This is a genomic window from Streptomyces sp. NPDC051173, assembly GCF_040689515.1.
Classification (GTDB): domain Bacteria; phylum Actinomycetota; class Actinomycetes; order Streptomycetales; family Streptomycetaceae; genus Streptomyces.
Map to the genome: position 1 here is coordinate 1 of NZ_JBFBBD010000057.1, position 12,225 is coordinate 12,225.

General features: G+C 70.6%; 13 protein-coding genes and 1 pseudogene. 6 read left to right on the top strand and 8 right to left on the bottom strand.

Going from position 1 to position 12,225, the window contains the following annotated elements:
* Positions 1-358: 358 nt before the first annotated feature.
* A complete protein-coding gene (locus tag AB0435_RS25065; protein WP_366428005.1) occupies positions 359-1,582 on the top strand; it encodes a Cmx/CmrA family chloramphenicol efflux MFS transporter in 1,224 nt (407 codons plus the stop codon).
* Positions 1,583-1,775: 193 nt separating this feature from the next.
* On the opposite strand, the gene AB0435_RS25070 is transcribed toward AB0435_RS25065, so the two are convergent.
* From AB0435_RS25070 to AB0435_RS25090, 5 genes are all read right to left on the bottom strand, one after another.
* Complete coding sequence (locus AB0435_RS25070; RefSeq protein WP_366428006.1) at positions 1,776-2,501, bottom strand: methyltransferase domain-containing protein; 726 nt, start codon at positions 2,499-2,501, stop codon at positions 1,776-1,778.
* A 43-nt stretch (positions 2,502-2,544) separates the two neighbouring features.
* Positions 2,545-3,270, bottom strand: coding sequence for a tRNA-dependent cyclodipeptide synthase (locus AB0435_RS25075; protein ID WP_366004827.1), 726 nt, complete (start codon positions 3,268-3,270; stop codon positions 2,545-2,547).
* A gap of 21 nt (positions 3,271-3,291) precedes the next feature.
* Positions 3,292-3,612, bottom strand: coding sequence for a DUF6092 family protein (locus AB0435_RS25080; RefSeq protein WP_366004826.1), 321 nt, complete (start codon positions 3,610-3,612; stop codon positions 3,292-3,294).
* Positions 3,581-4,123 carry a nitroreductase family protein gene (locus tag AB0435_RS25085; RefSeq protein ID WP_366004825.1) on the bottom strand — a complete coding sequence of 181 codons (543 nt, stop codon included), beginning with the start codon at positions 4,121-4,123 and terminating at the stop codon, positions 3,581-3,583. The genes AB0435_RS25080 and AB0435_RS25085 overlap by 32 nt, the downstream gene beginning before the upstream one ends.
* Positions 4,124-4,603: 480 nt before the next feature.
* On the bottom strand, positions 4,604-4,957 hold the full coding sequence (locus tag AB0435_RS25090) for an antibiotic biosynthesis monooxygenase family protein (RefSeq protein WP_366004824.1): 354 nt from the start codon (positions 4,955-4,957) through the stop codon (positions 4,604-4,606).
* Positions 4,958-5,085: 128 nt separating this feature from the next.
* On the opposite strand from AB0435_RS25090, the gene AB0435_RS25095 reads away from it, so the two are divergent.
* Both AB0435_RS25095 and AB0435_RS25100 read left to right on the top strand, forming a co-directional pair.
* Complete coding sequence (locus AB0435_RS25095) at positions 5,086-6,279, top strand: saccharopine dehydrogenase NADP-binding domain-containing protein (protein ID WP_366004823.1); 1,194 nt, start codon at positions 5,086-5,088, stop codon at positions 6,277-6,279.
* Positions 6,280-6,579: 300 nt separating this feature from the next.
* Positions 6,580-7,086 (top strand): carboxymuconolactone decarboxylase family protein, encoded by a 507-nt coding sequence (locus AB0435_RS25100; RefSeq protein ID WP_366004822.1) that lies wholly within the window; start codon positions 6,580-6,582, stop codon positions 7,084-7,086.
* An 85-nt stretch (positions 7,087-7,171) separates the two neighbouring features.
* Here the strand turns inward: AB0435_RS25100 and AB0435_RS25105 are convergent, their stop codons facing one another.
* On the bottom strand, positions 7,172-7,723 hold the full coding sequence (locus tag AB0435_RS25105; RefSeq protein ID WP_366004858.1) for a GNAT family protein: 552 nt from the start codon (positions 7,721-7,723) through the stop codon (positions 7,172-7,174).
* A gap of 48 nt (positions 7,724-7,771) precedes the next feature.
* Between AB0435_RS25105 and AB0435_RS25110 the strand changes: the two genes are divergently transcribed.
* A complete protein-coding gene (locus AB0435_RS25110; RefSeq protein ID WP_366004821.1) occupies positions 7,772-8,392 on the top strand; it encodes a TetR/AcrR family transcriptional regulator in 621 nt (206 codons plus the stop codon).
* A gap of 23 nt (positions 8,393-8,415) precedes the next feature.
* On the opposite strand, the gene AB0435_RS25115 is transcribed toward AB0435_RS25110, so the two are convergent.
* Together AB0435_RS25115 and AB0435_RS25120 are read right to left on the bottom strand one after the other, a co-directional pair.
* The gene (locus AB0435_RS25115; protein WP_366004820.1) at positions 8,416-8,808 is read right to left on the bottom strand and encodes a hypothetical protein; all 393 of its coding nucleotides are present in this window, start codon (positions 8,806-8,808) and stop codon (positions 8,416-8,418) included.
* Positions 8,809-8,950: 142 nt separating this feature from the next.
* A pseudogene (locus tag AB0435_RS25120) lies at positions 8,951-10,090 on the bottom strand (penicillin acylase family protein); the annotation flags it as partial.
* A gap of 4 nt (positions 10,091-10,094) precedes the next feature.
* Between AB0435_RS25120 and AB0435_RS25125 the strand changes: the two are divergent.
* Together AB0435_RS25125 and AB0435_RS25130 are read left to right on the top strand one after the other, a co-directional pair.
* The gene (locus AB0435_RS25125) at positions 10,095-10,442 is read left to right on the top strand and encodes an ALF repeat-containing protein (protein ID WP_366428026.1); all 348 of its coding nucleotides are present in this window, start codon (positions 10,095-10,097) and stop codon (positions 10,440-10,442) included.
* Positions 10,443-10,637: 195 nt separating this feature from the next.
* Positions 10,638-12,197 carry an FAD-binding oxidoreductase gene (locus tag AB0435_RS25130; protein ID WP_366428027.1) on the top strand — a complete coding sequence of 520 codons (1,560 nt, stop codon included), beginning with the start codon at positions 10,638-10,640 and terminating at the stop codon, positions 12,195-12,197.
* Positions 12,198-12,225: the final 28 nt, after the last annotated feature.

Below are 12,225 nucleotides of genomic sequence, written 5' to 3' on the forward strand. Positions count from 1 at the left end.
CACCGCACGAGGCCGGCGCATGGCACCAGGGGCGCGACCCGCGGCGCCGGAGGATCGGGATCGTCGGCTGGACGCTGCTGGTCCTGCTCGCGGTCGCACTCTTCACCCTCGGCCCGAGCTGACGGCCCGTAAGGCGGCCTCCCTCAAATCCGGTTGATCACCGGCGAGGTGACGGCTAACGTGCCTCGGGTGACGAACCCCGAATCAGACAGAGCGCGGCCGCCGGTCACTCGGCGGCGGTCCGGCGTCTGACCGGCGACCACTCGGTTCCCTCGGTCGGCCCCGCTTCCGGTGACCGGACACGATTCGCGTGTCCGGCCCCTTCTCGGGCTCTCGTCCCCATCACGGACGCAGGCCGATGTCCGGCGCGCGGATGCTCCTGTTCGCGCATCTGATCGCTGGAGTCGACCTCTTGCCTCTGTTCATCCACGTCCTCGGCCTTGCCGTCTTCGCGCAGGGAACCTCCGAGTTCATGCTGTCCGGCCTCGCCCCGGACATCGCCCGCGACCTGTCCGTGTCGATGGGAGCCGCGACGAGCCTGACCTCCGCGTACGCCATCGGGATGATCATCGGTGCGCCGGTCATGGCGGCGCTGAGCGCGCGGTGGTCACGCCGACGGGCACTGGCGGGCTTCTTGGCCGCGTTCGTCGTCGTGCACGTCGTCGGCGCGGCCGCGACGGACTTCTGGTTGCTGTTCGGCACACGGATCGTCGCCGCGATCGTCAACGCCGGTTTCCTCGCGGTGGCCATGTCCGTCGCGGTGGCCCTGGCCGGCCCGGCCGCGCAGGCCAGGGCCACGGCGGTCCTGCTGTCCGGGGTGACGCTGTCGTGTGTCGTCGGCGTGCCCGCGGGCGCGGTGCTCGGGGACCGGTCCGGCTGGCGTGCGGTGTTCGCGGCCGTCGCGGCCCTGTGCCTGCCGGCGCTGGTCTGGGTGTTCCGGGCGGCGCCTGCCGGCACGGCCGGCCGTGCCGACGTCTCGATCAGGCAGGAAGCCCGTGCGCTGAGGTCGCGGACCGTGTGGCTGACCCTGGTGCTCGCGGCCGTGGTCAACGGCGCGACGTTCGCGACCTTCGCCTACCTCGCTGTCATCGCCACGGATGTCACCCACCTGCCCGGTGGCGCGGTGCCCGGGCTCCTGGCCGTGTTCGGGGCGGGTGCGTTCGCCGGAGTCACCCTGGCAGGCCGCCGTGCCGGTGGCGGACAGCTGGGGCGGGGAGTGACGCTCGCGCTGTGCGCCTTGGCCACCGGATGGGCGGTGCTGGCCGCGAGCAGTGCCCACGCGGTTCCGCTGTTCGCCGTGACGATCGTCCAGGGCGGGCTGTCGTTCGGCATCGGTTCGGCCCTCGCCGCCCACGTCATGCGCTTCGCGGCCCGAGCTCCGTCACTCAGCGGCTCGTTCGCCACGGTCGCGCTCAATGTCGGCGCGTTCCTGGGGCCGCTGCTCGCAGGCGGCGCGACCGGGGTGACGGGTGACTACCGGGGTGCCGCGTGGGTCAGCGCCGCCCTGGCGGCGACGGCGGTCGCTCTCCTCGCCGCCGTACGTACGCGGGCCGCGCTCGGCCGTGCGAGGGAAGCCCGTTGAACCACTGCGCCGCCCTCTCCCCATGAGAGGGCGGCGCAGCGGCGGTCCGCGTACGGGAACGCCGGAACCGCGTCGGCCAGCGTTCCCCACGGTGGAGGCGTGGGGGTTCGCGGTGGCCGCGCGGTTCCGGTGTACGGCGTTGCCGGTGTGTCCTGACAGCCGATGAGCGGCCGGAATACGTCCGGCGCCCCGACTACGCCTTGCGGGCGCTCAGGAGAAGGTTGACGGGATTCTTGGTGCAACGCCGGGCGCGCTCGGGGTCGTCGCCGGTGGGCGAACCCTCCATGGGCTCCCATGTGACGGCGGTGAATCCCGTGGCTTCGAGGACCCTCGCGACCGTCTCGCTGGGCCAGTAGTGCACCTGGAACGACGTGCGCGGGGTCGTCCGGATCGAGATCGTATAGGGATCCGCCTCGCACGGCTGGTCAGGGCGGTCGATCTGGAAGCCGCTGGCCTCCTGGGCGCTCTCGCTCGCGTGCACGTTGCCCACGAAGGCGAGCAGCCGCCCGCCGGGAGCGAGGTGGGCGAAGAACCGCTCGCTCATGCTCTCCAGGCTCTCGCGGCTGTCCGCGTAGTGCAGGACATGGGCGGCGGCGACCACGTCGAACGTGCCCAGCACGGGCATCGTGGCGACGTCGTGCACGTGGTACTCGATGCCGAGCGGCTGCCGGGCCTCGATCTCCCGGGCCCGCTCGACCATGCCTTCGGACAGGTCGACCCCGATGATCTCCGAGGCACCCTGCCGCTTGATCATGCGGGTGTAGCTGCCTTCACCGCAGCCCACGTCCAGCACCCGCTTGCCCCGCACCGGTCCCAAGGCGCGCTGGAACGACGGGTATTCCACCTGCTCCCGGTAGAAGCGGACGACATCGTCCGCCGCGTCGTAGCTCTTGGCGACCTCGTCGTACTGCTGCGTCATGCTTTCTCCTCAGTGTCGCCGTGGCTGAATGCGCAGTTCTGTCTCACACCCCGGCGAGCACCATCGAGGACGGTTTGACGACGACGAACGCCTGGCCCGGCGCGGCACGGAACCCCGTGGGCTGCTGGGCGAGATATTCGGAAATCGGTGTCTTCATGTGGTAGAGGACCACTGAGGTCGAGACCTCGAAGATGCTCGGCGAGTCCGCGAACAGCGGGGCCTCGGCCTGGACGTAGCTCAAACCCGCGCGCAGGTGCTCCGGGGTGACTTCGCCCTCCGCGCCGGGCCGGCTCTGGACGATCTCCTGGACCATCGCCTCGCAGATCGAGGAGAACTCCCGGTCGTCCTCGATGGCTTGGTCCGTCCGCTCCCGTACCGCCTGGTAGACCGGCAGTTCCATCAGCTCGGACAGTGCCCGGACGCGGAACCGCGCGGCCTCGGGGCCGAGCCTCTCCAACGCCCGCCGTATTCGGCGGCGCACGTCCTTCAAGGTGGCCTTCACCGACCTCATGGCGCTTTCCGGGGTGCGGCCGTCCGCGGTGAGCATCGTGTCTATGTGCGTGTCCACATAGACGACGTCGACCTCACGGAAGGAAGTGCCCGCCCATTCCAACAGCGCGGTGAGGCGCTCCTGGTTGAAATAGCTGTTTCCCGCGCTTATCCCGATGAGGGCGTGTTCCCCACGCTGCCAGACGCGCTGGCAGTTGTCGCTGAGCGGCACCGCGTGCATATCCAGAGGGATGTTCTCCGCAAGCGAATCGGGCTGCATGCCGATCTCCTTCCACTCCGCTCAGGAGGACTTGGGGTCCTTCAGAGCGCCTGCCATCTTCAGGCACAGCTCATCGAGAATTTCGGCGATCTTCAGGTCGCCCCCCATCGGGGCGTACATGATGCCGTCCAGGCGCTCACGGATCGCGGACAGCTCGGGCGTGCTCGCCCCGGCCCGCTCCAGGATCTCCAGCGTCCGGCGAGCGGCATCCGCGCAGCGGTACGGACCGTAGTCCGCCGGCTCGTCGAGAAGCCCTCTCCCGCTGCTCAGGAGATAGGTGGCGAGAAGGGCGATCTCCTCGCGCAACTGCTCATGCGGCAGTGCCGTGTCCCCAGATTTCATAGCTGATCACCTCGTTCTTGTTGCGACGGTCGGACGGCGTGGGAGCTTCTGCGGGACGGCCGATGGGCACCAGCAGGACGGGCTCTATCGGCTCCGGGAGATCGAGCAGGAGACGCAGGGCGTCCTCGCGGAAGCTGCTCACCGGGCAGCCGCCGAGACCGAGGGCGTGCGCGGAAAGCAGCAGGTTCTCCACGGCCATGGCCACGCAGAGCTTGGACGTCTCGTAGATCTTCTGGGAGATCTCTCCGGACAGACCGTCCGTCATCCGCCGGTCGACGCACGCGATAACGACGAACGACGGAGTCCCGATCATTCCCGGGGAGAACGCCCGGACGCGCCGCACGCTTTCCGGCTGCCGCACCACGACGAAGGACCACGCCTGCTTGTTGGAGGCGGTGGGCGCCGCGAGCATGCACTCCAGCATCTGGTCAATGAGTGAGTCGTCGAGCTGCTCGGACGCGTAGTTCCGGAGAACGGTCCGCGAGCGCAGGACCTGCAATGTCTCGGGCAACGTATCCGGCAGTGATTTCGACAAGGGACTGCTTGGCATCACTTCCCTTTCTCTTGGCTCTTGGGTAACAAGCGCCACATGTGTACCGCATGGAGATTTGGCCATACAAGGCCGTGGCGGAGTAATAACCCTTGACATCCAGCGGAGTTCACCGTTCAGCAATGAAGGGGACGAACGGCCGGATCCGCGCTACCGGCTGCCCGTGGGCAGCTGGTAGCGCCCCCGTGTCACAGGGCGTGATGCCTCTGTGCCTTCCGGGTGAGGATGCGAAGCAGGAGAAAGATGGCCTGTCCAGCGATCGTTTTCAGCCGCGAGGCAGGCAGGATCGGGGCCTCCCTCTAGGGCGATATGTGCCTGTCTGTTGGGTTGTGCACCCTTGCCGTCTCGGGATGTGGGATTGATCTCGGCGACGGCCGTGGGCGCGCGGACTCGCGGTAACGGCGGTCCTCGGCCGCACGCGACCGGGCCGGAGAGCGTGTCTCAGCCTTCGCCGCCGTGGTCGGGGAACTCCGCGAACGCGGTCGCTTGAGGGTGCGCCTCTACCCATTCCCTGACCTCGGGCCCGAGCGGCCCGTAGAGCTCCGCGTACACCATCTCCGCGCACTGGTTGATGCGTACCAGCAGGTCCGCCCCGCGTGCGTTGTGGGCCATGGCCGCCGCCGAGTCGACGTATTCCTCGAGCACCAGGTAACTGCCGGCACCGGCCGAGAACCACCGGTAGTTGAGCGTTCCGGGCTCCTCGCCCGCCTGCTCGCGCAGGGCGAGCGCCGCCTCCTCGAAGTCATGCTGTCGCTGGTCACGCACATCGAACCGTGCGCGGACGAAGAAACTCATGCTGGCCTTCCGATTGTTCGCTCGTTCGTTCGGTGTCCACCCTGCCTCATCCGCCTCACAAGCGAGCGGCCGGGCAGCAGCCGCCGGGGTAGAAGGACATGAACGCGATCCCAGCAGTCGGAGGCTCCATGAACAGGCAGACAGACCCGCAACGGCCTTATGACGTCGTGCTCTTCGGGGCCACAGGATTCGTCGGCGAGCTCACAGCCGAATACCTGCTGGCACACGCACCGGAAGGGTGCCGGTGGGCCCTGGCCGGGCGCGACCGGCGGAAGCTGGAGCAACTGCGCGACCGGCTCGCCGCGCTCGCCCCGGCACGGGCCGCCGAAGTGGCCCTGGTGACCGCGGACGCGAGCGACCCGAGCGCGATGCGCGCGCTGGCGGAGTCGACGCGGGTCGTCGCCTCGACCGTCGGCCCGTACATCTGGTACGGCGAGGAACTGGTGGCCGCGTGCGCGGAGGCCGGTACCGACTACACGGACCTCACCGGCGAGCCGGAGTTCGTGGACTTGACGTACGTGCGCCACGACGCGCGAGCGCGGGAGACGGGAGCGCGGCTCGTGCACGCCTGCGGCTTCGACTCGATGCCGCACGACCTCTGCGTGTACTTCACCGTCCAGCACCTGCCCGAAGGGGTGCCGCTGACGGTCGACGGGTTCGTCCGGGCGTCGGGGCTCATCTCCGGCGGCACGCTGAGCACATCCCTGACGATCGCCGGGCGCCCGCGCCAGGCGAGGGACGCGGCCCGGGAACGGCGCCGGCACGAACCGCGGCCGGCCGGGCGCCGGGTCCGGGCTCCGCTGGGGGCGCCGCGGTTCAGCAAGGAGACGGGCACGTGGGCGCTACCCCTGCCGACGATCGACCCCCAGGTCGTACGCCGCTCCGCCGCCGGCCTGGAGCGGTACGGCCCCGACTTCCGCTACCGCCACTACGCGTCGGTGAAATCGCTGCCGATGGCCCTGGCGGGCCCGGTCGGTGTGGGCACCCTGGCCGCCGCCGCGCAGGTGCCTGCCGTACGGTCCTGGCTGATGGACCGCTACGAACCGGGCCGGGGCCCGAGCCGCGAGCGGCGGGCCCGCTCCTGGTTCCAGGTGCGGGCCGTGGGTGAAGGGGGCGGCCGCCGTGTGTTCGCCGAGGTCTCGGGCGGCGACCCGGGCTACGGCGAGACGGCCAAGATGCTGGCGGAGGCGTCCCTGTGCCTCGCCCTGGACGACCTGCCGCCCACAGCGGGTCAGGTCACGACGGCCATGGCGATGGGCGACGCCCTGATCGGGCGGCTGGACTCCGCGGGTCTTCGCTTCCGCGTGCGGCACGCCTCCTGAGGAGCCGGCATGGTCCTGGATCGCTCCAGGACCATGTCAGCACTGCGGCCGCTTGCCGTGATTGGCGGCCTTACGGCTGCGCGCCTTCTTCTTGCGACGTCGCTTCGAGGACATGCTGGCTCCTCCCTCATGGTTTTAGCCCAATTTATACCTTATTGGGGTGATGCGCTTGGTGATCCGAGCGCTCATGGCTCCGGGGGAGTGGGCGGGCGCCGAACCGGGCGGGGCCCGCGGTCACACTTCTGTGCCGTGATCCGTCAGTGCGGTGAAAGCGATGCGAAAGCCCGTAAGGAGATGGCTATGGAAGCACGATCGATCACTGCCGAGATCCCGATGACGCCGCGGATGGCGGACGACCCGGTGGATCTCGTCCCGGAGCTGGCCGACGTGTCGGCGGCGCTGTTCAGGGCCACCGGCAACCAGTCTGTGCCGCGGACCACGATCAGCCTGATCCAGCTGCGCGCCGGCCAGATCGTCGGCAACACCTACCTGACCGTTCTGCACACGGGCTTCCTCCGTAAGGCCGGGGAGGCCGAGGAGCGGATCACGGCGGTGGCGTCGTGGTGGGACGCGCCGTACTTCACCGGCGCCGAACGAGCGGCGCTGGCGCTGGTGGAAGCCGTCTTCCAGCCCGCCGCGCAGGGCGAGCGGGTCTCCGACGAGCTGTACGCCGAGGCGTCCGAGCACTATGACGCCAAGGCGCTCGCCACGCTGATGATCGCCATTGGACAGGTCGGCTTCTTCATCCCCGTGGCGCTGATCGCCAAGCCGGTACCCGGCCGGTCGTTCAACGCCCCCTGGAGGTAAGGGGGTACACGTAGGCGCCTCGCTTCCCTCAACGGTGCGGGAGGCGAGGCGCGTTGCCGCCCACCGCCGGTGGGCGCCAGGCCGCCTACCGGCGCTCGGCGTGCCATTCGGGGGCGAGGACGGCCCAGACCTGTTTGTCGTGGCGGACGCCGTCGAAGGACCACGCCTGGCGGCGGACGCCTTCGAGCGTCATGCCGAGCCGTTCGGCGACCGCCGAGCTCCGGCCGTTGTCGGCGCGGCAGTGCCACTCGGCGCGGTGTGCTCCGCGGTCGGTGAAGGCCCAGTCCAGCAGGGTGCGGCAGGCCTGGGTGACCAGGCCGCGGCCTTCGGCGGCCGGTTCCAGCCAGCAGCCGATCTCGCAGGTGCCGGTGGTGGTGTCGAAGTCGGTGAACATCACGCCGCCGGCCAGCGCGCCGTCGAGCCAGATGCCGTAGAGACGGGCGCCGTCCGTGGCCTGCCGCTCGGCGTAGCGGCGCAGCGTGCCCCGTGCCCCGTCGAGGTCGTCGGTGACGAACGCGGGCCCGACCCAGGGCCGGATGTGCTCGCGGGCCCTGTCGAGGTGGGCGGCGAATTCCTCGGCGTGCCATATCTCGAGCGGGCGGAGGCTGGCGTTGTCCCGCAGGGGGAGGGAGAACATGAGGACCTCATTCACATAACAAGCGTTACGGTTATGTACCGTAGCAGCATGCCACGTACCAAGGGAGATCATGAGGCCCGCCGCCGCGACGTGTCCGAGGCGGTGTGGCGGGTGCTGGCCGCGCACGGCTTCGGCGGGCTGACCATGCGTGCCGTCGCCACCGAACTCGGCGCCACCACCGGCCTGCTCACCCACTACTTCCCCGCCAAGCGCGACCTGGTCGCGTACGCCCTGGACCTGCTCGCGGAGCGCACCGCCGCCCGCCCCCGGCGCGCCGCGGGGGAGGGTCTGTCCGCCGTGCGGGCCGCCCTGCTCGACATCCTGCCGCTGACGGCCGAGGCCACCGCGAGCAACCGGATCTGGGTGTCCTCCTGGGACACCGCCCTCGCCGACCCCGCCCTGAGCGACGACTACGCCGACAAGTACGCGCAGAGCCGCGCCAGGCTGCGCGACCTGGTCGCCGCGGCCCAGCGACTCGGCGAACTGCCGCCCGGAGCCCCGGAGCGCATCGCGGCCGGCGCCCAGTCCTTCGTGCTCGGCCTGGTGGTGCAGGCTCTGTTCAACCCGACGGCGTTCCCGCCCCACCACCAGGCCGAGCTTCTCGACGACTACCTGACGTCATTGACGTCTCCGCCCTCGCCCGGTGGTGGGCACGCGGCCGCGGAGTGAGGTGACGTATGAGAGAAGAGCCCTCAGGCGTCGGCGCGCACTGCCCGGACGCCGGCTTCCACGGCCTGCGTCCAGTCCAGGTACCCCTCACCCTCGACGAACGTCTCGCAGATCTCGTTCTGGCCCCAGACGTCCCATTCCTCGGCGAAGTCGGTGCGCCGGCGCAGCCAGGGGAGGGGCACCGCGGGGAAGTGGGCCCGGAGCACACGGTCGCCGTCCGAGCGGAGTTCGGTGGCGATCATCAGGCCGCTCTCCGCGTCGATCTCCCTCTCGACGCTCTCCACGGTCACTCCGCGGTCCGTCAGTTCGCCGATGTAGGCGATGACGGTCTCCAGCCCGTCACGCTCGTGCTCCTCGTCCAGCTCGAACAGGTCGGAGATGTCTTCCTGGCTCCACTTGTCGGGCGTGTCCGGCATGTGTACGGGGTCCTCTCGGGTGTCGTCCGGTTCCGCGGTCCGGCCGGCTGCCGGCCGGTGAAGCGACCGGGCCGCGAGCGGCCGCCCGCTGTGCTGACCGGGTGCCATGGTCGCAGGTGGCGGGGGCAGCCGGGCCCGCGCGTCAGCCTTCGCTCACCCGCACCACCCGCAACTGCGGCGACGCGAGGATGTCCCTCTCGCAGAACCGGGACCGGATCATCCGGCCCGCCGAGAACAACTCCGTCTGATCGCTGTAGTGCGGTGAATCGGGGTTCGAGGACTGGGAGTAGGTGAGCAGCGTACGGGCCACCGGGCAGGGGCCGCCGTCGAAGCCCACGGCCTGGATATAGCTGGAGCCCGACAGCACGTCGGTGTACGCGCCGCGCGCCGCGTCCCAGCGGGACTTGACGACGTTCCAGACGCCCAGACCGTGCGAGCCCCCGCCGAGCGGCAGACGCCTGCCGCCCCGCTCGACGAACTGCCGCTCGCCCCACGGCGCGTCGAGCGCCGTGCCCGTCGCGCGCAGCTCGGCGACCGCGTCGGCCAGGGCGCGGGCCACGGCCGGGTTCGCGGTGTCGAGCGAACGCGGCGTGCGCACCGGGTCCTGGGCCGAGAACGGCACGCGCCACAGCTTGTCCTGCGGCACCGTGTCGGTGAGCTCGCGCCAGTAGCGGTCGAAGAGCAGGGCGCCCTTGCTGCCGGTCCGCACGGTACGGTCCCAGCGCGCCAGTACGCCGCAGGCCGCCGAGACGTCGACGGTGTCACCGCGGCTGTCGGCCGCCCGGCCGGCGGGCAGCTTCGCGCAGGCCGCGGCGGTGTCGGCGGCGGCCAGTTCACCGGCCGGCGCCCGGTCGGCGAACTGCTGCCTCTCCAGGTCGGCCACGGTCAGCCGGCCGCGCCGGGCCATGGCGGAGACGTCCTCGACCGCGCCGCGGGTACGCAGCGAACGCGGGGTGGCGAAGTCACCGAAGACCCGCGGGTAGCCGGTGAGCGGCCGGTCCGCGTTGGTCAGCCAGGCGCTGTCGTTGGAGTTCAACCCGTACGGGGCATCCACCAGCGTCGGCATCGCCGACGGGCCGAAGACGCCGGGCTGGAGCGCGTCCTCGTCGCGGCCGAGCGCGCAGGCACGGCGCGAGCCGTCCAGCACGGCCACCCCCGACGCCGGGTAGAGCCGCTTGCCGAGGTCCGTCGAGCAACGCCGGGTGAGATCGTCGGTGATCCGGGGCAGGACCTGGGACTGGGTGAGCAGGCTGTGCCCGGCCGAGTCCGCCGCGATGGTGTCCTCGATGCGGCCCTACGGCGATGCCGCCCTCAAGAAGGGCACGGCCGCGGCGCTCATAGAGTTCCTGCAGGTGACCCAGTACCGGGTTCAGGAGGAGGACGACCGTGTCGCGGTCCTCGTCATCCTGGGCAAGCACCCTGGCTACGGGGTGACGGAAGCGGCCAACAGGGCGCTCAACGGTAGTGCTGCTGATGTGCGTCACTTCCTGGAGACCGGACAGTACCGGGCCCAGGAGGAGGACGACCGAGTCGCGGTGCTGAGCCTGATGGCCACCCACCCGGGCGAGAAGTTCAGCGCGGCCGCCAACAAGGCCCTCAACGGTGGCCCCCCCCGCCGTGCGCCAGTTCCTTGAGGTGGGCCAGTACCAGGTCCGCTGACCTGCGCTGCCGGCCGGCTCGGGGCAGCCGGAGGGGTGGCACCGTCCGGCGCCGCCCCTGGCGACCCGGGAACCGCCTGCCTTCAGTGGCCATCTGTGTGATCAGCGGGGTTTCCGGTAAGGCGCACCGCGTACACGCAAGGGCACCAAAGGGGCGGAATCGGAATGACCATCGGCAGGCGCACACTACTCGCAGCAGGCACCGGGCTGGCGGCGGCAGCCACCTGGGGCGGCACGGCCTCGACGAGCACGGCCTCGACGAGCACTGCGGGGGCAGCCGCGAAGAAGGCCGGCAGCGGTGACTGGACCGCTCTCGGCAAGGGCCTCGCGGGGAGCCTCGTACGCCCCGATGACGCCGATTACACCGTTGCCCGCCGGCTGTACAACACGCGTTTCGACGCGCTGCGCCCGGCCGGGATCGCGTATGTGGCGGGAACCGCGGACATCTCCGCGGCCCTGGCGTTCGCCCGCCGCTTCTCCATACCCGTCTCCATACGGAACGGCGGTCACAGCTACGCCGGGTGGTCCAGTGGCAACGGCCGGCTGGTCATCGACGTCTCGCGGCTGAAGAGCGTCCGCACCCCCTCCGCGTCCACCGCCGTCATCGGCGCCGGTGCCAAGCTCATCGACGTCTACACCGGCCTCGCCGCGCACGGCGTGACCGTCCCGGCGGGTTCGTGTCCCACGGTCGGTGTCTCCGGGCTGACGTTGGGAGGTGGGCACGGCATCCTCTCCCGCGCCTACGGTCTGACCTGCGACAGCCTCACCGGCGCGACCGTCGTGACCGCCGACGGCAAGAGCGTCGACTGTGACGCCACCCGCAACCCCGACCTGTTCTGGGCCCTGCGCGGTGCGGGCAACGGCAACTTCGGTGTCGTCACCGAACTCCGCTTCCGTACCCACAAGGTGGGCGAAGGAGTGACCGGCTATCTGTCGTTCCCCTGGTCCAAGGCCGCGGCCGTGGTCCAGGCGTGGCAGGAGTGGGGGCCGGGCCTGCCGGACGAGATCTGGTCCGCCTGCGACCTGTCCGTCGCGGCGGGCGGCACCCCACACATATCCGTCGCCGCGTTCACGGTCGGTTCGCAGCAGGACCTGGAGAACGCGTACGACCGGCTGACCGACAAGGTGGCCAAGGCGAGCGGTGGCAGCGCCGGCATCGGGAAGGTCAGCCTGCGCCGCCATTCCTACCTCGATACCGTCCGCGCCTACGCCGGCTGCGGCGACAAGTCCACCAGTCAGTGCCACCTCCCGGGCAAGACGCCGGGCCATGACACCGCGGGGCAGTTGGAGCGCGAGACATACGTGGCCCGTTCGGACTTCTTCGACCGCTCCCTGGACGCGGCGGGTATCCGTACCCTGCTCGGTCAGCTGGAGCGTTTCGGGCGTGAGGTCAAGGGCGGTGGCGGCTCGGTGCAGCTGACGGCCCTGGGCGGCGCGGTCAACCGCGTCCAGCCCCTGGCGACGGCTTTCGTGCACCGGCGCCAGCGGGTGCTGGCGCAGTACCTGACCTCCTGGGCGGCAGGTGGGGCGGGTCAGACGCAGGCGGCCTGGCTCGACAGCCTGCACACGGCGATGCGCCCGCACGCCTCGGGGGCCGCGTACCAGAACTACACCGACCCGGACCTGAAGGACTGGCGCACGGCGTACTACGGGGACGCGGCGGACCGGCTGGCGAAGCTGAAGCGGCAGTACGACCCCCAGCGCGTCTTCGACTTCCCCCAGGCGCTGTGACACCCGCGCCCGGAACCGGGTGCGGATG

Bases quoted from the DNA above. Each gene is read 5' to 3' on its own strand.
- AB0435_RS25100 (WP_366004822.1), top strand. From the start codon at position 6,580: ATGGAAGCACGATCGATCACTGCCGAGATCCCGATGACGCCGCGGATG.
- AB0435_RS25065 (WP_366428005.1), top strand. From the start codon at position 359: ATGTCCGGCGCGCGGATGCTCCTGTTCGCGCATCTGATCGCTGGAGTC.
- AB0435_RS25080 (WP_366004826.1), bottom strand. From the start codon at position 3,612: ATGAAATCTGGGGACACGGCACTGCCGCATGAGCAGTTGCGCGAGGAG.
- AB0435_RS25075 (WP_366004827.1), bottom strand. From the start codon at position 3,270: ATGCAGCCCGATTCGCTTGCGGAGAACATCCCTCTGGATATGCACGCG.
- AB0435_RS25105 (WP_366004858.1), bottom strand. From the start codon at position 7,723: ATGTTCTCCCTCCCCCTGCGGGACAACGCCAGCCTCCGCCCGCTCGAG.
- AB0435_RS25125 (WP_366428026.1), top strand. From the start codon at position 10,095: ATGCGGCCCTACGGCGATGCCGCCCTCAAGAAGGGCACGGCCGCGGCG.
- AB0435_RS25095 (WP_366004823.1), top strand. From the start codon at position 5,086: ATGAACAGGCAGACAGACCCGCAACGGCCTTATGACGTCGTGCTCTTC.
- AB0435_RS25090 (WP_366004824.1), bottom strand. From the start codon at position 4,957: ATGAGTTTCTTCGTCCGCGCACGGTTCGATGTGCGTGACCAGCGACAG.
- AB0435_RS25115 (WP_366004820.1), bottom strand. From the start codon at position 8,808: ATGCCGGACACGCCCGACAAGTGGAGCCAGGAAGACATCTCCGACCTG.
- AB0435_RS25070 (WP_366428006.1), bottom strand. From the start codon at position 2,501: ATGACGCAGCAGTACGACGAGGTCGCCAAGAGCTACGACGCGGCGGAC.
- AB0435_RS25110 (WP_366004821.1), top strand. From the start codon at position 7,772: ATGCCACGTACCAAGGGAGATCATGAGGCCCGCCGCCGCGACGTGTCC.